This window comes from Vibrio sp. RW (assembly GCF_027587105.1).
Classification (GTDB): Bacteria; Pseudomonadota; Gammaproteobacteria; order Enterobacterales; family Vibrionaceae; genus Vibrio; species Vibrio toranzoniae.
This window is the reverse complement of record NZ_JAPPTM010000015.1, coordinates 78,273-98,329: the sequence shown is the minus strand read 5'-3', so window position 1 is coordinate 98,329 and position 20,057 is coordinate 78,273. Positions and strand designations below refer to the sequence as shown.

At 44.3% G+C, this 20,057-nt stretch carries 17 protein-coding genes; 15 read left to right on the top strand and 2 right to left on the bottom strand.

Annotated features, from left to right (window positions below; translation table 11 throughout):
- The first annotated feature begins 212 nt into the window (after positions 1-212).
- On the top strand, positions 213-1,259 hold the full coding sequence (locus tag OCT63_RS14355) for a lactonase family protein (RefSeq protein ID WP_060468441.1): 1,047 nt from the start codon (positions 213-215) through the stop codon (positions 1,257-1,259).
- A 69-nt stretch (positions 1,260-1,328) separates the two neighbouring features.
- Here the strand turns inward: OCT63_RS14355 and OCT63_RS14350 are convergent, their stop codons facing one another.
- The gene (locus tag OCT63_RS14350; protein WP_269983927.1) at positions 1,329-2,504 is read right to left on the bottom strand and encodes a 2-octaprenyl-3-methyl-6-methoxy-1,4-benzoquinol hydroxylase; all 1,176 of its coding nucleotides are present in this window, start codon (positions 2,502-2,504) and stop codon (positions 1,329-1,331) included.
- Between the two features lie 305 nt (positions 2,505-2,809).
- Here OCT63_RS14350 and miaB point away from each other — a divergent pair, with 305 nt between their 5' ends.
- The 5 genes from miaB (at position 2,810) to lnt (ending at position 8,547) form a co-directional block, all read left to right on the top strand.
- A complete protein-coding gene (gene miaB / locus OCT63_RS14345; protein WP_269983926.1) occupies positions 2,810-4,234 on the top strand; it encodes a tRNA (N6-isopentenyl adenosine(37)-C2)-methylthiotransferase MiaB in 1,425 nt (474 codons plus the stop codon).
- A 165-nt stretch (positions 4,235-4,399) separates the two neighbouring features.
- On the top strand, positions 4,400-5,524 hold the full coding sequence (locus tag OCT63_RS14340) for a PhoH family protein (RefSeq protein WP_269983925.1): 1,125 nt from the start codon (positions 4,400-4,402) through the stop codon (positions 5,522-5,524).
- Positions 5,525-5,986 carry an rRNA maturation RNase YbeY gene (gene ybeY, locus OCT63_RS14335; RefSeq protein ID WP_137007941.1) on the top strand — a complete coding sequence of 154 codons (462 nt, stop codon included), beginning with the start codon at positions 5,525-5,527 and terminating at the stop codon, positions 5,984-5,986.
- Positions 5,987-6,106: 120 nt separating this feature from the next.
- Entirely contained in the window at positions 6,107-6,997 is an 891-nt protein-coding gene (gene corC / locus OCT63_RS14330; RefSeq protein WP_017056793.1) for a CNNM family magnesium/cobalt transport protein CorC, read from the top strand.
- A 32-nt stretch (positions 6,998-7,029) separates the two neighbouring features.
- Entirely contained in the window at positions 7,030-8,547 is a 1,518-nt protein-coding gene (lnt, locus tag OCT63_RS14325) for an apolipoprotein N-acyltransferase (protein WP_269983924.1), read from the top strand.
- Between the two features lie 79 nt (positions 8,548-8,626).
- Here the strand turns inward: lnt and OCT63_RS14320 are convergent, their stop codons facing one another.
- Complete coding sequence (locus tag OCT63_RS14320) at positions 8,627-9,097, bottom strand: zinc ribbon-containing protein (RefSeq protein WP_017056791.1); 471 nt, start codon at positions 9,095-9,097, stop codon at positions 8,627-8,629.
- A 266-nt stretch (positions 9,098-9,363) separates the two neighbouring features.
- Here OCT63_RS14320 and leuS point away from each other — a divergent pair, with 266 nt between their 5' ends.
- The 9 genes from leuS to OCT63_RS14275 all read left to right on the top strand — a co-directional run bounded on the left by leuS (position 9,364) and on the right by OCT63_RS14275 (position 19,844).
- Positions 9,364-11,940 (top strand): leucine--tRNA ligase, encoded by a 2,577-nt coding sequence (gene leuS, locus OCT63_RS14315; protein WP_269983923.1) that lies wholly within the window; start codon positions 9,364-9,366, stop codon positions 11,938-11,940.
- A 216-nt stretch (positions 11,941-12,156) separates the two neighbouring features.
- Complete coding sequence (locus tag OCT63_RS14310) at positions 12,157-12,813, top strand: LPS-assembly lipoprotein LptE (RefSeq protein WP_269983922.1); 657 nt, start codon at positions 12,157-12,159, stop codon at positions 12,811-12,813.
- A gap of 9 nt (positions 12,814-12,822) precedes the next feature.
- Positions 12,823-13,848, top strand: a complete 1,026-nt coding sequence (gene holA, locus OCT63_RS14305; RefSeq protein WP_060468449.1) for a DNA polymerase III subunit delta — start codon at positions 12,823-12,825, stop codon at positions 13,846-13,848.
- 66 nt (positions 13,849-13,914) lie between these two features.
- Positions 13,915-14,232, top strand: a complete 318-nt coding sequence (gene rsfS / locus OCT63_RS14300; protein ID WP_017056787.1) for a ribosome silencing factor — start codon at positions 13,915-13,917, stop codon at positions 14,230-14,232.
- Positions 14,233-14,235: 3 nt separating this feature from the next.
- A complete protein-coding gene (rlmH, locus tag OCT63_RS14295; RefSeq protein ID WP_017068506.1) occupies positions 14,236-14,706 on the top strand; it encodes a 23S rRNA (pseudouridine(1915)-N(3))-methyltransferase RlmH in 471 nt (156 codons plus the stop codon).
- Between the two features lie 6 nt (positions 14,707-14,712).
- The gene (gene mrdA, locus OCT63_RS14290) at positions 14,713-16,605 is read left to right on the top strand and encodes a penicillin-binding protein 2 (protein WP_060468596.1); all 1,893 of its coding nucleotides are present in this window, start codon (positions 14,713-14,715) and stop codon (positions 16,603-16,605) included.
- Complete coding sequence (gene rodA, locus OCT63_RS14285; RefSeq protein WP_017056784.1) at positions 16,605-17,726, top strand: rod shape-determining protein RodA; 1,122 nt, start codon at positions 16,605-16,607, stop codon at positions 17,724-17,726. The genes mrdA and rodA overlap by 1 nt, the downstream gene beginning before the upstream one ends.
- Before the next feature lie 3 nt (positions 17,727-17,729).
- The gene (locus OCT63_RS14280) at positions 17,730-18,569 is read left to right on the top strand and encodes a septal ring lytic transglycosylase RlpA family protein (RefSeq protein WP_060468450.1); all 840 of its coding nucleotides are present in this window, start codon (positions 17,730-17,732) and stop codon (positions 18,567-18,569) included.
- Between the two features lie 93 nt (positions 18,570-18,662).
- On the top strand, positions 18,663-19,844 hold the full coding sequence (locus OCT63_RS14275; RefSeq protein WP_082710346.1) for a serine hydrolase: 1,182 nt from the start codon (positions 18,663-18,665) through the stop codon (positions 19,842-19,844).
- The last annotated feature ends 213 nt before the right edge of the window (positions 19,845-20,057 follow it).

Below are 20,057 nucleotides of genomic sequence, written 5' to 3'. Positions count from 1 at the left end.
AGATTTAGGTTCTGGCGCCGAGAGGTGTGAGAGTTCAAGTCTCTCCGACCGCACCATCATTTATAAAACCCAGCTTTTTAGCTGGGTTTTGTTTTATCTGGAATATGAAAATCTGCTAACCAAATCACCAAATATTTCCCTCTCACTCCTCACTTTTTCGTTCTTTTTATAAGACAATGTCAGCTCCATTTTCTAACTGAGTCTGACTGCCAATGAAAATCCTCCCTTTAACGATCGGTTGCTACACGGACACACCAAGTAAAAGCCAAGGTGTTTATCAAACTCAGTTAGACTTAGGTACAGGAAAACTATTACCTTTTAAGCTTGTCGCCGAGTGTAATAACCCCTCTTTTGTCGTAGCGACAAAACTTGGAATTTATACCGCGTCTGAAGTCGAACAACCAAAACAACCCCAGCTATTTCATATTCCTAATACATATTCAAAGACAACGACCAATTCAGGAGTTATCTCGGGCAGTCACCCCTGCCATGTCGCGATTGCTCCCAACAATAAATTTGCTATTACGTCGCAATACTCATCAGGCACATTCGATATTTTTAGTCTAAGTATCAATGGCAATATCGATAAGCGACTCAAAACAATCAAAATGGTCGGTTCTGGGCCGAACAAAGATCGACAAACTGGGCCTCATGCTCATCAGTGCCTGTTCTTACAAAACTCACCACAGTTTGTCACCATCGATCTAGGAGCTGATAAAATCAATTTCTATTGTTTTGACGAAGAGCAGGAAGAGTTTCTAGACGAACCAATGCAATCCATTAAAGCGCCAGCAGGTAATGGGCCTCGCCATTTGGTCTTCAATAAGGCTGAAGATAAGGCCTACGTGCTCTGTGAGCTCTCTGAAACGATACTCATGTTGGAAAAAGTTTTAGGTGTGTGGAGCATTGTGGAGGAAATAGATGCCCTTCCGAATATGGAGAAGGGAGAAGCCGCAGCTGCAATTAAGTTATCGCCGGATGAGCAATTCCTATATGTGTCTGGTCGATATCAATCAAGGATCAGTAGCTTCAGAATAGATTCTATGACTAAAATACCAATTTTTATTGATAGCTATAACACTGAAGGTAACTTCCCTCGCGACTTTCATATCACTGACTGTGGACAGTGGCTTATCGCCGCAAACCAGCACTCCAACAACATCACATCATTCAAGCGAGATAATAAGGACGGGTCTTTGGTTTATACAGGGTACTCTTTAGAGATCGATACACCGGTTTGTATTACACAGCAGTTATAGCATCCAACACCATACAAAAAAGGAGAGCATCTGCTCTCCTTCTCTATGTAAATAACCTTATGTAACCGTTTAAAGGCCCAACGCGTATTTCAAGACTTGAGCTTTAATCGGCCCTGAGTGTTCTGCTAGCTTTAGTGCAGCATTACGCACAAACTTGAGCGGGCCAATATCATTACTGAACGTTTTGTAGAAAAAGTCCATGCCACTTTGCATCATCAGATTGTCACCTCTTCTGATCACTTCATAGCGTCTCGCCTCAGATTGACTCAATTCACCTTTCTCTTTGGTAATATCCAATAGTGCTGCCACATCTTTAAAGCCCAAGTTAACACCCTGCCCAGCCAACGGGTTAATCGTATGCGCAGAATCCCCGACTAAAATGCAGTTTTTCTTCGAGTATGATTGAGCATGACGTCGAGTCAAAGGGAATGAACCTGCATTCAAGACTTTGATATCACCTAACTCTTGAGGAAAGTGAGTAAGTACTTCATTACGTAATTTTTCTGGGCTCATAGTAGAAAGTTGCTTAATACGAGAAGGCGAGTCATACCAAACTAAAGAACCCTGCCCCACCTCTTTGCCTTCAGACATTAGCGAGCACAATGGAAGGAATGAACGAGGTCCACTCGGTAAAAACTGTTGCCAAGTAATATCTTGTTGAGGTAGTTCTGTTTCTACATTGATAAGCATGCAGTGCTGTCGATAATCCCAAGCCGTAATGCCTATTCCAGCTTGTTGACGAACGGCTGAATTCGCACCATCAGCACCAACCAACCACTTCGCTGATAACTCTGCCCCAGATTGAAGCTTGACGATATTAGTTTCGCCAAATTCAATAGAATCCAACTTTTCAGGGCACAACAGTTCTAAATTGTCATAAGCATCAAACTGAGACCATAAGCCTAACTGAATAAGTCTGTTTTCGACAATATAACCTAGACGAGGCAGATCCAGTGATGCGGCATCAAAACGAGTACGACACTCTGGGTGCTCCCACGTCTCTAAACGCTTATAAGAACACACTCGCATCGCTGCAATACTTTGCCATGCACCAAGATCTTCAAGCAAATCGACCGATGCTTGAGAGATCGCTGACACACGAATGTCCATCGCTTGCGACTCATCAAAAGCTTGTGGAGCACAACCTTCGATCACCGCAACACTCAGACCTTGCTTTGCAAAACCAATCGCTGTTGCTGCACCAACCATACCACCACCAACGACCACAACATCGTAATTGTTCATATTTTGTACTTATCAGTTTGATTCTTTGACTGTTTTGATTGTACTTTTTCATAACTAACTTGTAACCAAAAACCTTATTTGAAAGAAGGGTTATCCCTTGCTGTATCTAGCGTTAACGATAATAGAAACCACTACCGAAGAGATTTGATCAGACTACTAGTCAGTCGGTTTTGAAACCAGTACAATACGCCGCTTGCCGCTAGCGCCCGTCATAAATGAATACCTAATGATGACCGAAGGTGCTTGAGGATGAATAATGGGCGATTTGCTCCCTTAAATTAAACTAACGATCGAGCGAACATAAAATGAGTAAGAAACTGCTAATTAAAACCTGGGGCTGTCAGATGAATGAATACGATTCATCAAAAATGGCCGACCTGCTTAACGCTGCAAACGGCTATGAGCTAACGGAAGTACCTGAGGAAGCAGACGTACTACTATTGAATACTTGTTCTATCCGCGAAAAAGCGCAAGAAAAAGTATTCCACCAGCTTGGTCGTTGGAAAACGCTTAAAGATAAAAAAGAAGGTGTGGTGATCGGTGTGGGTGGCTGTGTAGCGACTCAAGAAGGTGATCACATTCGTCAACGTGCACCGTACGTAGACGTAATCTTTGGCCCACAAACTCTGCACCGTCTGCCAGAGATGATTAAGTCATCACTGTCTAACGAAAAGCCAGTAATGGACATCTCGTTCCCAGAGATCGAAAAGTTCGATAACCTGCCAGAACCAAAAGCTGAAGGCGCGACGGCGTTCGTTTCTATCATGGAAGGTTGTTCTAAATACTGTACTTACTGTGTTGTACCATACACACGTGGTGAAGAAGTTAGCCGTCCAATGGATGATGTACTGTTCGAAGTTGCTCAACTTGCAGAGCAAGGCGTACGTGAAGTTAACCTACTGGGTCAAAACGTAAACGCATACCGCGGTCCAACATACGAAGGTGATATCTGTTCATTCGCAGAACTGCTTCGTCTTGTTGCTTCTATCGACGGTATCGACCGTATTCGTTTCACAACAAGCCACCCGCTTGAGTTTGGTGACGACATCATTGAAGTTTACAAAGATACACCAGAACTAGTGAGCTTCCTTCACCTACCAGTACAAAGTGGTAGTGACCGTATTCTGACGATGATGAAGCGTCCCCATACAGCTATCGAGTACAAGTCTATTATCCGCAAACTGCGTAAAGCTCGTCCTGATATTCAAATCAGCTCTGACTTTATTGTTGGTTTCCCTGGCGAATCTAAGCAAGACTTCCAAGATACAATGAAGCTAATTAAAGAAGTTGATTTCGATATGAGCTTCAGCTTTGTTTTCTCTCCTCGCCCAGGTACGCCAGCAGCAGATTACCCATGTGACGTTCCAGCACAAGAGAAGAAAGATCGCTTGTACGAACTGCAACAAACGGTAAACACACAAGCTATGCGCTTCTCTCGTCTGATGCTAGGCACTGAGCAGCGTATCCTTGTTGAAGGCCCATCAAGAAAGAATCTAATGGAACTGCGTGGCCGTACTGAAAATAGCCGTGTTGTGAACTTCGAAGGTTCTGCTGATCTCATCGGTCAATTCGTAGACGTGAAGATCACTGAAGTTTACACCAACTCACTACGTGGCGAATTGGTTCGAACAGAAAAAGACATGGGTCTACGCGTTGTTATGACTCCAGCAGAAATGATGGAAAAAACAAAACGCGAAGACGAGCTAGGCGTAGCAACCTTTACGCCATAAGCAATACAACTGTTTGAGCACAAAGCACAAACACAAAGCTTGAAATTACCTAACTAAGTGACCATCTTAGAAATAGGGATATCACCATCAGAAGCCCGGTCTAAATCGGGCTTCTTGCTCTTTTATTTTTATTTAAGAGAGAATGGTACAAAATGAGAGGCTAATTTGAGCAATAAAATCGTTACCTTAGAGATAAATCTAGAGCCAGCAGACAACAAGCGCTTGGCAAATTTATGCGGACCATTCGACGACAACATCAAACACCTTGAGCGTCGCCTGGGTGTTGAGATTAATTACCGCAGCAACTTCTTCACAATCGTTGGTAAGCCTCACACGACAGCCGCCGCTTTAGACATCATCAAACACCTCTATGTTGAAACGGCTCCAGTTAAAGGCAACATGATCGATATCGAACCAGAGCAGGTGCATCTGGCGATCACCGAATCTGGCATTTTGGAGCAACACGTCGAGTCTGAGGTTGATTACGGTAAAGAAGTCACCATTAAGACTAAAAAGGGCGTGATTAAGCCACGTACTCCAAACCAAGCACAGTACCTAATGAACATGGTGACTCATGACATCACTTTTGGTATTGGCCCAGCAGGAACTGGTAAAACATATTTAGCCGTTGCGGCAGCTGTCGATGCACTCGAACGTCAAGAGGTTCGCCGTATTCTACTGACTCGCCCTGCTGTTGAAGCCGGTGAGAAACTTGGTTTCCTTCCTGGTGATTTAAGCCAGAAAGTCGATCCATATTTGCGTCCACTTTACGATGCACTCTTCGAAATGCTTGGCTTTGAACGTGTTGAAAAGTTGATTGAACGTAACGTGATTGAAGTAGCGCCTCTGGCCTATATGCGTGGCCGTACACTGAATGATGCTTTTATTATTCTTGATGAGAGCCAAAACACCACGGTTGAACAGATGAAAATGTTCTTAACCCGTATTGGTTTTAATTCGCGAGCTGTCATCACGGGTGATATAACGCAAATCGATTTACCTCGTGGTGCAAAATCTGGTCTACGTCATGCAACTGAAGTGCTCAGTGAAGTTGATGACATTAGCTTTAACTTCTTCATGTCTGAAGACGTTGTTCGTCACCCAGTGGTTGCTCGTATCGTCAATGCCTACGAGAAATGGGAAGCAAAAGACCAGAAAGAGCGTAAAGAGTTTGAGGCCCGTAAACGTGAAGAGAGAGAAGCCAAACTTCTTGAGGCTCAACAAGTAGCGACGACGACACAACTAGCAACACAAAATACTTCTGCGGTTACAGGGCAAGGTGATAAATAGATGTCTATTGAACTAGACCTGCAATTAGCGGTCGAAAATGAGCAGGGTCTCCCAACCGAACAAGATATCCAGCTTTGGTTAGACAAGACCATTCCTCAGTTTCAAGAGAACGCCGAGTTGACAGTTCGTATCGTAGATACAGAAGAAAGCCACCAGCTCAATCATGAATACCGTGGAAAAGACAAACCGACTAACGTGTTGTCTTTTCCATTCGAGGCTCCTCCTGGGATCGAGTTAGATCTACTGGGCGACCTTATTATCTGCCGCCAAGTTGTCGAGAAAGAAGCAGAAGAGCAAAATAAGCCTCTGTTAGCACACTGGGCTCATATGGTTGTACATGGTAGCCTCCATCTGCTAGGTTATGATCATATCGAAGATGATGAAGCTGAAGAGATGGAGTCACTCGAGACAGAAATCATGCAAGCTATGGGCTTTGAAGACCCTTACATTCTAGAAAAGTAAATTGATTCTAGTAAAGCAGATTGCAGAGAAACAATAACTCATCGAACCTGTTGTTTTTACAGGAATCTGAGTTTTAATGTGTGCTATCACACTTCTGGTAGCGTTATTTTTTGAGAAATCATGAACGAAGGTAACCCCCCCACTTCTGAGGGAAGTAAAAAATCTGAAGGTCCGAGTAGAAAGTCCTTCTTTGAACGCCTAGGCCAACTATTTCAAGGCGAAATGAAAGACCGCCAAGAGCTCGTAGATATTATCCGCGACTCAGAAATTAATGACCTAATTGACCACGACACTCGCGACATGCTCGAAGGTGTTATGGAGATTTCAGAGATGCGAGTACGCGATATCATGCTGCCTCGCTCTCAAATGGTTACAGTTGAACGCACCGATGACTTAGATACATTGACTGCGCTTATTACTGATGCTCAACACTCTCGCTACCCAGTGATCAGTGAAGATAAAGACCATGTTGAAGGCATTCTATTAGCGAAGGACCTACTTAAGTATCTAGGTTCAGACAGTGCCCCATTTGATATCGAACAAGTGATTCGCCCTGTCGTGGTTGTTCCGGAAAGTAAGCGAGTTGATCGCCTACTTAAGGAGTTCCAAGAAGAGCGTTACCACATGTCTATCGTAGTCGATGAGTTTGGCGGTGTTTCTGGCCTAGTCACCATTGAAGATATCCTCGAAGAAATCGTTGGTGAAATAGAAGACGAGTTTGACGATGAAGAAGAGCTAGATATTCGCAAGCTGAGTAAGCATACCTATTCGGTTAAAGCTTTAACCACCATTGAAGAGTTTAACGAAACGTTTAACACAACCTTCAGTGATGATGAAGTGGATACTGTGGGTGGTATGGTGATGACAGCTCTCGGTCATCTGCCTGTTCGTGGAGAAGTAGTAGAAATCGACAACTACCATTTCAAAATAACATCAGCGGATAATCGTCGCGTGATCCAGCTACAGGTAACCGTTCCTGATGAGCAACCTCTTCCGACTACTGAAGAATAACCACTTCTCTCAAAAGAGATGACAGAAATTAGATGACTAAGACCTTTATTCATCGCCTATTACGGCCGCTTGCGGCCGTTTTTGTTGGCGCTATAACAACCTTTTCGTTTGCACCATACTCGATATGGTCTCTTGCTATTCTCAGCCCAGCCTTATTACTTTTGCTGATCCACAACCGATCACCTAAAAGTGCGCTTTGGATTGGTTATGCATGGGGTTTAGGCCAATTTACAACAGGTATCAGCTGGGTATATGTCAGCATTGATGGCTTTGGTGGAATGCCGCTGGCAGCCAACCTGTTTTTAATGGCATTGCTTGTTGGCTACCTAGCTGTTTATTCGGGTCTATTTACTTGGAGTCTAAACAAGTTTTTTCCTGCCAATAGTCTCAGTCGATATTTCCTCGCGGCGCCAGCATTGTGGTTAATCAGTGATTGGCTGCGTGGATGGGTAATGACTGGTTTCCCTTGGTTATGGTTAGGCTACAGCCAAATCGATTCTCCGTTAGGCTCATTCGCACCTATTGGCGGTGTAGAACTGGTCACTCTGGCGATCATTATTTCAGCCTCCGCACTTGCCTATACGGTTATCAACAAAGCATGGAGTGTCAGCATCATCCCTGCCATCGTGTTTAGTGCAGGTTTCGGTATTCGAAACATCGATTGGGTGACACCGAACCCAGACAAAACAACGTCAGTCGTATTAATCCAAGGTAACGTCGCTCAAGACAGTAAATGGCTACCCAGTCATCGCTGGCCAACTATGATGAAATACACCGACCTGAGCAGAGAAAACTGGGGTGCTGATATCATCATCTGGCCTGAAGCGGCGATCCCTGCATTTGAGGTTGAGATCCCTTCTTTCTTACGCAACTTAGACAGCGCAGCCAAGATGAACAACAGCTCAATCATCACCGGTGTGCTAAATCAGTCTGAAGATAAGAAGTACTACAACAGTATTCTGTCACTAGGAGTAAACCCATACGGCGAATATAGCTATGATCCAAACGAACGCTACCATAAACATCACCTATTGCCATTTGGTGAGTTTGTACCGTTTGAAGAGATCCTGCGCCCGTTAGCTCCCTTCTTTAACTTGCCAATGTCATCGTTTAGCCGTGGTGATTATGTTCAACCAAACATCGTTTCTAATGGTCGCCATCTTGCCCCTGCGCTGTGTTATGAAATAATCTTTAATGAACAAGTAAGGCGAAATGTTACCGATGAGACAGACTTTATCTTAACGCTCTCTAACGATGCGTGGTTTGGTCGTTCAATTGGGCCTCTGCAACATATGGAAATCGCTCAAATGCGTGCTCTAGAGCTCGGCAAGCCTCTTATTCGCTCTACCAACAATGGCGTAACGGCTGTGACAGATCACAAAGGCAAGATCATCAAACAGATACCTCAGTTTGAAACCGCAGTATTAAAAGCTGAGCTTGTTTCAACAGATGGTCAAACCCCTTATCACGTGGTCGGTACTTGGCCGCTGTATATCTGGGCTTTGTTGAGCTTGGTGGTCGGTTGGCTGGTGAGAAGACAAAAAGACTAAAGACAAGATAAAGGTTGATGTGAGAGCATCAACCTTCATCTTTATTACATAAGCAGTTTAGAAGAGAAAGCAGCTAAAGCTAAGGTTTCAATGCCTTTCGGCTAAATCCAGTCGAACCACACTTAATGCAAGGGATAATGGTTGTTGGGTGGTTATATTCCGTTTGATTCCCACACTCATCACATACGAGTGTACCTAAACCAATAACTTCACCAGCTTGATACAGACCTTGGTGCTCCAGGTCTTGGAACAGTTCAACCCACTCCACTTTAGTTCGATCAGTGATATCTAACAGACCTTGCCAAATAGAGTCTGCAATCATCAAATAAAATGGACCGCTTTTACTCTCTTCGTAACTTTCAGAAAACTCTTTCAAGTCCGACTTAACATACGCTGAAATCAATGATAACTCGTCTTTGGTCATATCATTGGCTGCTTTAGCAAACTTACCTGACGTTTCAATTTTATTGTTGAACTCTTCGGGGCTATGCTTCAGCGTTTCAATTACCTCTTCGACGACTTCTTCATAGAGTGCTTTTTTCTTCGGCATAAACAACCTCCTTAAGATTACAAACCTTTATCTTAGGTAACTGGTATACAGCTAAGCAAGCAATCCCTCACAAACAAATGCAATTCATACCCTTAAGCATAGCTGTCTTAAGTAATACGGTTGAATTTACGCAATCAACCATGGTGCAACTGCAAGTATGAAGGGTATAACTATTGTTGTACTAAGCTCCTTTAGGTATTCTATGACGATCTGTAAGATTCTGTTCTAACCGAACTCACAAATTCCAAGATAACCGGATACCATCGATGCAAGAACAATATAACCCGCAAGAGATTGAACAAAAGGTTCAACAACACTGGGATGACAGCGAAACTTTCGTTGTAAGTGAAGACCCAAACAAAGAAAAATTCTACTGTCTGTCTATGTTCCCGTACCCAAGTGGCCGACTGCACATGGGTCACGTGCGTAACTACACCATCGGTGATGTGGTATCTCGTTTCCAACGTCTACAAGGCAAAAACGTAATGCAGCCAATTGGTTGGGATGCGTTCGGCCTACCTGCAGAAAACGCAGCTGTTAAGAACAACACAGCGCCTGCACCATGGACTTACGAAAACATCGAGTACATGAAAAACCAGCTTAAGCTGTTAGGCTTTGGTTACGACTGGAACCGTGAATTCGCAACGTGTACTCCAGAGTACTACCGTTGGGAACAAGAGTTCTTCACTAAGCTTTACGAAAAAGGCCTAGTTTACAAGAAGACCTCTTCTGTTAACTGGTGCCCAAACGACCAAACGGTACTGGCAAACGAGCAAGTAGAAGATGGCTGCTGCTGGCGTTGTGATACCCCAGTAGAGCAAAAGAAAATCCCACAGTGGTTCATTAAGATCACTGAGTACGCACAAGAGCTACTCGACGATCTAGACAACCTTGAAGGTTGGCCTGAAATGGTTAAGACCATGCAGCGCAACTGGATCGGCCGCTCTGAAGGAGTTGAGCTATCTTTCGCTGTTAACGGTGAAGAAGCGCCACTGGAAGTTTACACAACGCGTCCAGACACACTAATGGGTGTTTCTTACGTGGGTATCGCTGCAGGTCACCCTCTTGCAGAGAAAGCATCGCAAAACAACCCAGAGCTTGCTGCATTCGTTGAAGAGTGTCGTAACACTAAAGTGGCTGAAGCAGAACTAGCGACGATGGAAAAGAAAGGCATGGATACTGGCTTAACGGCTATCCACCCTCTTAACGGTCGTGTGGTTCCTGTATACGTAGCCAACTTCGTTCTTATGGATTACGGCACAGGTGCGGTAATGGCGGTTCCTGCTCACGATCAACGTGACTACGAATTCGCAACGAAGTACGGCATCGACATCATCCCAGTAATCAAGCCTGAAGACGGTTCTGAGCTAGACGTGTCTGAAGCAGCTTACACAGAGAAAGGTGTGCTGTTCGATTCTGGTGAATTCGATGGTCTTGCTTTCCAAGAAGCATTCGATGCAATCGCTGCGAAGCTTGAAGCTGAAGGCAAAGGTAAGAAGACAGTAAACTTCCGTCTACGTGACTGGGGTGTATCTCGTCAACGTTACTGGGGTGCGCCAATCCCAATGGTAACCACTGAAGACGGTGAAGTTCACCCAGTACCAGCAGACCAACTACCCGTTATTCTTCCAGAAGACGTGGTAATGGATGGCGTAACTAGTCCAATCAAAGCAGACAAGTCTTGGGCAGAAACAACCTTCAACGGCGAACCTGCGCTACGTGAAACTGATACATTCGATACGTTCATGGAGTCTTCTTGGTACTACGCTCGTTACTGTTCACCACAAGCTGACGATATCTTAGATCCAGAGAAAGCAAACTACTGGCTACCAGTGGACCAATACATTGGTGGTATTGAGCACGCGTGTATGCACCTGCTTTACTCTCGCTTCTTCCATAAATTGCTACGTGACGCAGGTTACGTAACGTCTGATGAACCGTTCAAGCAACTTCTATGTCAAGGTATGGTTCTAGCTGACGCGTTCTTCCACACGAACGAGAAAGGCACGAAAGAGTGGATTGCTCCTACTGATGTGACTATCGATCGTGACGGTAAAGGTCGCATCGAAAAAGCAGTCGACAACCAAGGCCGCGACGTTGAACACTCAGGCATGATCAAGATGTCTAAGTCGAAAAACAACGGTATCGACCCACAAGAGATGGTAGACAAGTACGGTGCTGACACAGTACGTCTATTCATGATGTTTGCTTCTCCTGCAGATATGACACTTGAGTGGCAAGAATCTGGCGTTGAAGGCGCAAACCGCTTCCTTAAACGTGTTTGGAAACTAGTTCACGCTCACTCTTCTAAGGGTACAGCTGAATCTGTTGATGCTTCTGCTCTGTCTGGTGACCAAAAAGCACTTCGTCGTGACATCCACAAGACTATCGCGAAAGTAACGGACGATATCGGCCGTCGCCAAACGTTCAACACAGCAATCGCTGCGATCATGGAACTGATGAACAAGCTAGCGAAAGCACCTCAAGAGTCGGTACAAGATCGTGCAATCCTTGATGAAGCGCTAAAAGCTGTCGTTCGCATGCTTTACCCAATGACTCCACACATCTCTTACGAAATGTGGGTTGCGCTGGGTGAATCAAACGTAGACTCAGCAACATGGCCAACTTTCGATGAGAAAGCGCTAGTGGAAGACGAGAAAACTATCGTTGTCATGATCAACGGTAAGCTACGTGCGAAACTGACGGTTGCTGCTGATGCGACCGAAGAGCAAGTTCGTGAACTTGGTCTAAACGATGAAAACGCTAAGAAGTTCCTAGATGGCCTAACTATCCGTAAGGTTATCTTCGTACCTGGCAAGCTTCTGAACATCGTTGCTAACTAATATTGGCAAACTAACAGTTGCAGGCTAAAACTGGCTCACTGGTTTTAGTTCGCATATATAACTGCTGTAACGAACTTATTTCGTTTTTAGTAGTCTGTAGACAGGGGAACGAATTACCCTGTCTACTTATTTAAGCGCTTTCCATTCAGAGCCACACGACTCGAAGAAACTAAAGCCTTTAAATAAGTATTCTACCTTCATGAGAGCCATCAAATAATGCGCCTGATTTCACTATCTTCATTGAAAGTTACTATTGTTGTTTTAACCGTAAGCCTACTGAGTGCGTGTGGCTTCCACCTGCGTGGTGATTACTCCGTACCAGAAGAACTCAACAAGATCTCTGTGACCAGTTACGACCAATACAGCACGTTTACACGTATGATGAAAGGTCAACTACGCATGAATGATGTAGAAATTGTGCCACCTGCGCAGAACACTCCTAACCTGCATATCATTAGCGAAAGCGTAGGCGAGCGCACTCTGTCTCTTTACCAAAATACACGTGCGGCAGAAAAAGAACTCACATTCCGCGCTTCTTATCGCGTAACCATCCCAGAGGTTGGTTCAAAAACGTTCTCAACGAGCGTAACCCGTAGTTACCTAGATAACCCGTTAACAGCATTAGCAAAATCGGTTGAGCGAGAAATGATTGAAGATGAGATGCGTAAGCTTGCAACCAGTCAGATCCTTCGCCAAATGGCTCGCCTAAAAGCGACTATTGCAGCTGGCAGTATGGACCTAGAAGCCTTAGGTAATGTTCAAGTGAAAGAACTTGAGAAACAGTACAACATCAAGAACATCGAAATTGACGACGTTGAGATCGACGCCAGTGCAGCATCTGATGCTGAGCCCAGTGTAACTGTCGAGCAATAGGTTTATTTAATGCGTATTTTTGCTGATCGTCTACCAGAGCAACTTGCTAAGCAGTTAAGCAACGTTTACCTCATTTTTGGTAACGAGCCTTTGCTGCTGCAAGAAAGCCGAGAAGCGATTCAAAAGACAGCCAAAGAGCAAGGCTTCGAAGAACGTCACCGTTTTGTGATTGATAATAGCCTCGACTGGAATCAAGTCTATGACTGCACTCAGGCATTGAGCCTGTTCTCTAGCCGTCAAATAATCGAGCTGGAACTGCCAGAATCAGGTGTGAATGCTGCAATAGCGAAAGAACTGCTCGCCATCTCTGAGCATATTCACAGCGATATTTTGTTAATTTTAATTGGTACTAAGCTAACCAAAGCTCAAGAGAATGCTAAGTGGTTTAAAGCGCTCTCTAATCAAGGGCACTGGGTCAGCTGTTTAACTCCTGATATCAGCCGATTGCCTCAATTTGTGCAGGCTCGTTGTCGTCAAATCGGCTTGTCGCCAGATCCTGAAGCCATTCAAATGCTGGCTCAGTGGCACGAGGGGAACCTTTTTGCACTGACTCAGAGCCTAGAAAAACTAGCACTGCAATACCCAGATGGAAAGCTCACTTTAGTACGCTTAGAAGAATCGCTGAGTCGACACAACCACTTTACTCCTTTCCACTGGAGTGATGCATTGCTGGCAGGTAAAGGCAATCGCGCACAACGAATCTTAAGGCAACTCGAAGCGGAAGGTGTTGAGCCAGTCATTTTGCTGCGCAGCGTACAACGTGAACTTTCTTTGTTGTTGCAAATGCAGCAACAAATGAAACAGATGCCGATTGGTCAGATCTTCGAAAAACACCGCATCTGGCAATCTAAAAAGCCGCTTTATAACGCCGCGCTAACAAGAGTTTCGATTTCTCAATTACACTCCCTGTTCGCGCTGCTCACTCAAGCAGAATTGATGACAAAAACCCAATATGAGCAATCGCCTTGGCCACTAATTCATCAGTTAAGCGTAGAGTTTTGTATCCCTTCAGCTTCAATACCATCTCACGCATAAAAGCGTGTTATATTCTAAGGTCAATAGACCCTAAGCAAAGCTACATTCAGATTAAAGGAACACCCTGTGTTACGTGAAGAACTAAAAGATTTTCTTGCAGACAAAGCCGACGACATGAAAGCAGAATCGATAGTGACTATCGATGTAGAAGGCAAATCAAGTGTGACTGATTACATGATTGTTTGTACTGGTACCTCTAAACGCCATGTTGCCTCCATTGCACAGCACGTTGCAGATGAAGTGCGTAAAGCAGGTATGCAACCACTCGGTATTAATGGTCAGCAAGAAGGTGAATGGGTCGTTCTCGATATGGGCACAAGCATGCTACACGTTATGCAAGAAGAACATCGTGAGCTATACCAACTAGAAAAACTTTGGGGCTAAGCTTTGAAGATCCAGTTAATCGCAGTTGGTACAAAAATGCCAAAGTGGGTTGAAGAAGGGTTTCAAGAATACAAACGCCGCTTCCCTCACGATATGCCATTAGAACTCATTGAAATCACTGCGGGAAAGCGCGGGAAAAATGCCGATATAGCACGCATTCTTCAAAAGGAAGGCGAAGCGATGTTGGCTGCGGTTCCAAAAGGCAACCGCATTGTCACGCTCGATATCCCAGGACGCAAGTGGGATACCCCTCAACTAGCTGAGCAATTAGAAAGCTGGAAGCTGGATGGACGTGACGTTTCAATCTTAATTGGCGGACCTGAAGGGTTAGCCCCTGCATGTAAAGCGGCTGCCGACCAAAGTTGGTCTCTGTCAGCACTTACTCTGCCTCACCCATTAGTACGCGTTATCATGGCTGAAAGCTTGTATCGAGCTTGGAGCATTACCGCTAACCATCCGTATCATCGAGAATAAGTGTTAATGTTACGTAAACGTAGCCAAATCCGTGATTACAAAGCAGAAGCACGACTATTTACTAGTCGTGCTTTTGTTGCGTTTATAGGGATCATAGTCATGATGTCGATGTTGGTTGTTAACCTGTATAACATTCAGGTCAACCAGTATCAGGACTATAAAACTCGCTCCAACGACAACCGTATCAAGGTCGTTCCAATCGCCCCCAATCGCGGTTTGATTTACGATCGCAATGGCGTCCTTCTTGCTGAAAACCGTCCAGTTTTCAACTTAGAAGTTACACCAGAAAAAATTAAAAATATGGATGATACTATCGTCCGTTTACAAACTTTAATCGATATTCCGCCAGAACGTATCGAGCGCTTTAATCGTGATCGCCGAAACTCACGACGTTTTAAATCCGTTCCAATTTTAAACCAACTGACTCAAGAGCAAGTGGCGGTTTTTTCCGTAAATCAGCACAAGTTCCCGGGCGTTGAAGTGACAGGCACACTAAAGCGTTTTTATCCGTATGGTGATGTACTGACCCACGTTATTGGCTACGTATCTCGTATCAATGACAGAGACATACAACGACTAGAGCGCGAAGAGAAATACGCCAATTATCAAGCGACTCGTGACATTGGTAAGCTAGGTATTGAAAGATACTACGAAGATACGCTGCATGGAACAGCGGGTTACCAAGAAGTCGAAGTTAACAGCCGTGGTCGAGTCATTCGCACATTAAAATTTGTTCCTTCCATTCCAGGTAAAGATATTGTTCTCAACCTCGATATCAACCTACAACTTTATGTGCATAAAATACTTGATGGCCGTCGTGGTTCAGCTGTCGTTCTCGATCCGAAAGATAACGGTGTACTGGCTATGGTTTCCAGCCCAAGCTATGACCCAAACGCCTTTGTTCATGGTATATCTTCAAAAGGTTACAACGCCTTATTACAAAACAAAGATAGACCTTTGGTTAACCGTGCAACACTAGGTATTTATCCACCAGCTTCTACTATCAAGCCGTTCATTGCCGTTGCAGCTCTGCAAGAGGGCGTAATAACGCCAAATACAACGCGTAATGACCCCGGTTATTGGAAGATACCAAACTCGAAAACAAAACCGTTCCGTGATTGGCGTCGCTGGGGACACGGTAAAGTTGATATTGTCCAAGCCATTGAAGAATCTGTTGATACGTTCTTCTACCAAATATCCTTTGATCTAGGCATAGATCGTTTATCTAAGTGGATGATGCTATTTGGCTTTGGGGACTACACTGGGATCGATATTTACGAAGAAAGTAAAGCCAACATGCCTACTCGTGAATGGAAGATGGCAAGACACCGTGTGCCTTGGTATCAAGGTGATACCATTCCTGTTGGTATTGGCCAAGGCTACTGGACAGCCACACCTATGCAGATCGCCAAGGCCACCTCTGTATTAGTCAACGAAGGTAAAGTGACAGCACCTCACTTGTTGCGCTCGACGATTGAGAATGCCCAGCCGTTCGATGAACAAACAATATCAGAGATCGTAACTTACCCCCCTATTACCGGTGTTAAACAAAAGTACTGGGATATAGCGCAAGAAGGTATGAGGTTGGTAAACCATGGGCGTAAAGGTACGGCAAGACGCTCATTCCGAAATATGTCTTACCAAACCGCGGGGAAGTCAGGAACAGCACAGGTCTTTGGCTTGAAGGAGAATGAAGAATACAACGCTGACGAGATTGCCGAGCACTTACGCGATCACGCTCTATTTACTGGTTACGCTCCTTTTGAAAACCCTGAAGCCGTAGTCACCATTGTTTTAGAAAATGCAGGTGGCGGTTCATCAAATGGTGGGCCAGTAGTAAGACAAATCCTAGACCATATTATCCTTGCAGAAGATGACGACAGTAAGGCAACAAAATAATGAAACTTGATCCTTCAACAGGGAGAAACAGAGCCTTATTTGAAAGGCTACATATCGACCTAACACTATTACTCGGTATCCTAGCTTTAATGGGCTTCGCCTTACTGATAATGTACAGCGCGAGTGGTCAAAGCCTGGCAATGATGGATCGCCAGGCCATGCGCATGGCACTCTCCTTGGGGGTTATGATTTTCTTAGCGCAAATTTCTCCTCGTACCTACGAAACCTTAGCTCCACTGCTGTTCGCTGTTGGTGTCATTCTACTATTGGGGGTGTTATTTTTTGGTGAGGCTTCTAAAGGTGCACAGCGTTGGTTGAACTTCGGCTTTGTTCGATTCCAGCCTTCTGAACTATTGAAACTTGCGGTACCTTTGATGCTGGCACGTTTTATCGGTAAGCGCTCACTTCCGCCCACCTTACAGACCTTGACACTCTCTTTAGTCATGGTTCTTGTACCGACTATTTTAATCGCTAAGCAACCCGATTTAGGAACATCGATACTCATCGCTGCGTCAGGTATCTTCGTAATATTCCTTTCAGGTATTAGCTGGAAGATCATCGCCAGTGCCGCAATTGCTCTTGGCGCGTTCATTCCAATTCTGTGGTTCTTCTTGATGCGCGAATATCAAAAAGTACGGGTAAGAACCCTTTTTGATCCTGAATCCGATCCATTAGGTGCGGGTTACCACATCATTCAGAGTAAGATTGCGATAGGTTCGGGTGGGATATCAGGAAAAGGTTGGCTGCAAGGCACGCAGTCTCAACTGGAGTTTATCCCAGAACGACACACCGACTTCATTTTTGCAGTAATTGCCGAAGAGTGGGGCATGATTGGTATTTTGTTTTTGCTTGCTATTTACCTGTTTATTATTGGACGCGGATTAATACTTGCGAGCCAAGCACAAACGGCCTTTGGCCGAATGATGGGCGGCAGTATTGTATTGAGCTTCTTCGTCTATATTTTTGTAAACATTGGCATGGTAAGTGGCATCCTTCCAGTTGTAGGTGTCCCCCTTCCTCTGGTTAGTTATGGCGGTACTTCAATGGTTACCCTTATGGCTGGTTTTGGTATTTTAATGTCTATCCATACACATAGAAAAGCATTCTCAAAGGCGACCTAATCGATGTCTATTAAAACGTTTCCAAAAAAAGCATCCTTGGTTGATGAACTGCCAATCAAAAAAATAGTCTCTATCTTAGGGCTAGCGATTTTAATTAATGGTTGTTCTTCACAGCAGCCAACAGGCCGCTACGATATTGATTCAGATATTGCACCAGACGCACCTATCTCGGTAGAGCATTTAGAGGACGCTCACCCTCAGTATGAACCGTACAGCTTAGGTGGTAACACGGATTACACTCTGCGTGGCGAAAACTACAAAATAGTACAAAAGACCCAAGGGTTTACTGAGAAAGGCAAAGCCTCTTGGTACGGTAAGAAATTTCATGGTCATTTAACGTCTAATGGCGAGATCTACGACATGTATTCGATGTCTGCAGCGCACAAAACATTACCCATTCCAAGCTATGTAAAAGTGACGAATACCGACAATAACAAAACCACGATTGTTCGTATCAATGACCGCGGCCCATTTCATGAAGGCCGAATCATTGACCTTAGTTATGCGGCGGCTTACAAGCTCGATGTTTTGAGAACGGGCACGGCTAATGTGGAGATTGAAGTCATCACAGTCGCTATGCCGACCGATGCGAATAAAAAAGCCACTTTACCTCAATTTATCATTCAGGTTGCCACATCTCGGCATAAAGACAGAACTGAGAACTTAGCCAAAGATCTAGGTGGAAAGCTTGCAGTAGCAACCTTCTTACAGTCAAATGATGATAACTACCGTCTGATGCTTGGGCCATTTCATGACTATGCGCTGACTCAAGAGAAATTAAAACAGGTTAAGCTTATGGGTTACCCGTCAGCTTATATAAAAAAACACACACTAACTCGCTAATTAATCTAACAGTTACTTCTGGTAATCAGCGCTCTGGTGTGACAGAGTGATTCTGTTAAGATATGAATAGTTAACCAAATAATTGCATTCAAAATGATTAAATCTAATAAACTTGTTAAATCGATTTTTGCTACTTCTGTTGCGCTTTCAGCAACAATAGCTACATCATCATTCGCCGCTCCTATTGTTGTTCCTGACGCACCCCAAATCGCCGCTAAAGGTTTTGTTCTAATGGATTACCATTCGGGCAAAGTACTAGCCGAGAAAGAGATGAATACTCAACTTTCTCCAGCAAGTTTAACCAAGATGATGACGAGCTACGTGATTGGCCAAGAGCTTGATCGTGGTAACATCAACCTGAACGACGACGTTGTAATCAGCGAAAATGCTTGGGCTAAAAATTTCCCAGATTCATCTAAAATGTTCGTTGAAGTGGGTACAACGGTTAAAGTTGAAGAACTGAACCGCGGAATCATTATTCAATCAGGTAATGATGCTTGTGTTGCTATGGCCGAACACATTGCCGGATCTGAAGACGCATTTGTTGATCTAATGAACGCATGGGCAAGCTCTATCGGCATGAAAGGCACGCACTTCGCTAACGTGCACGGTTTAGATAACCCAAACCTATACTCAACGCCTTATGATATGGCGCTACTTGGTCAGGCGCTGATTCGCGACGTTCCTGATGAGTATCGTATCTACTCAGAGAAAAAATTCACTTACAATGGCATAACCCAATACAACCGTAACGGTCTGTTGTGGGACAAGAGCATGAACGTTGATGGCATAAAAACTGGCCACACGAACAACGCAGGTTACAGCCTAGTAAGCTCAGCGACAGAAGGAAAAATGCGCTTAGTTGCTGTTGTTATGGGCACTAAGAATACAAACGCTCGTAAGACAGAAAGCAAAAAGCTACTGAGCTACGGTTTCCGTTTCTTCGAAACAGTTGCACCACATACAGCCGGTGAAACCTTCGTAGAAGAGAAGATCTGGATGGGTAGCCAAGATACCGTTGCTTTAGGCGTAGACGAAGATACTTTCGTCACTCTTCCTCGTGGTCAAGCGAAGAACTTAAAGGCAAGCTTCGTTCTTGAAAAAGAGCTAGAAGCACCAATCAGTAAAGGCGATGTTGTAGGTAAGCTATTCTATCAAGTAGACGGTGAAGACGTTGCTGAATACCCACTGCTCGCACTTGAAAATGTAGAACAAGGCAGCCTATTTAGCCGTCTGTGGGACTACTTGGTACTGCTTTTCAAAGGTTTCTTCTAACGAGTTAAAGGTTTGTTCTAAACAATACCTAAACTTCTTACAGAGCTAACCTAATGAGTAAGTTCATAATTTACTCATTAGCGAAAAAAAAGCCGCTATGTGCGGCTTTTGTTGATCTTGAGTTCGATGATATTTACACGTAATATTCCGCCTTATTACTCGTGTCTGTTGACCGAACACGCTTTTTATCGACATATCGCCAATTTGCGAGAG

Excerpts from the sequence above, each read along its gene's own strand:
- OCT63_RS14355 (WP_060468441.1), top strand. The coding sequence starts at position 213 with ATGAAAATCCTCCCTTTAACGATCGGTTGCTACACGGACACACCAAGT.
- OCT63_RS14350 (WP_269983927.1), bottom strand. The coding sequence starts at position 2,504 with ATGAACAATTACGATGTTGTGGTCGTTGGTGGTGGTATGGTTGGTGCA.
- miaB (WP_269983926.1), top strand. The coding sequence starts at position 2,810 with ATGAGTAAGAAACTGCTAATTAAAACCTGGGGCTGTCAGATGAATGAA.
- ybeY (WP_137007941.1), top strand. The coding sequence starts at position 5,525 with ATGTCTATTGAACTAGACCTGCAATTAGCGGTCGAAAATGAGCAGGGT.
- corC (WP_017056793.1), top strand. The coding sequence starts at position 6,107 with ATGAACGAAGGTAACCCCCCCACTTCTGAGGGAAGTAAAAAATCTGAA.
- lnt (WP_269983924.1), top strand. The coding sequence starts at position 7,030 with ATGACTAAGACCTTTATTCATCGCCTATTACGGCCGCTTGCGGCCGTT.
- OCT63_RS14320 (WP_017056791.1), bottom strand. The coding sequence starts at position 9,097 with ATGCCGAAGAAAAAAGCACTCTATGAAGAAGTCGTCGAAGAGGTAATT.
- leuS (WP_269983923.1), top strand. The coding sequence starts at position 9,364 with ATGCAAGAACAATATAACCCGCAAGAGATTGAACAAAAGGTTCAACAA.
- OCT63_RS14310 (WP_269983922.1), top strand. The coding sequence starts at position 12,157 with ATGCGCCTGATTTCACTATCTTCATTGAAAGTTACTATTGTTGTTTTA.
- holA (WP_060468449.1), top strand. The coding sequence starts at position 12,823 with ATGCGTATTTTTGCTGATCGTCTACCAGAGCAACTTGCTAAGCAGTTA.
- mrdA (WP_060468596.1), top strand. The coding sequence starts at position 14,713 with ATGTTACGTAAACGTAGCCAAATCCGTGATTACAAAGCAGAAGCACGA.
- rodA (WP_017056784.1), top strand. The coding sequence starts at position 16,605 with ATGAAACTTGATCCTTCAACAGGGAGAAACAGAGCCTTATTTGAAAGG.
- OCT63_RS14280 (WP_060468450.1), top strand. The coding sequence starts at position 17,730 with ATGTCTATTAAAACGTTTCCAAAAAAAGCATCCTTGGTTGATGAACTG.
- OCT63_RS14275 (WP_082710346.1), top strand. The coding sequence starts at position 18,663 with ATGATTAAATCTAATAAACTTGTTAAATCGATTTTTGCTACTTCTGTT.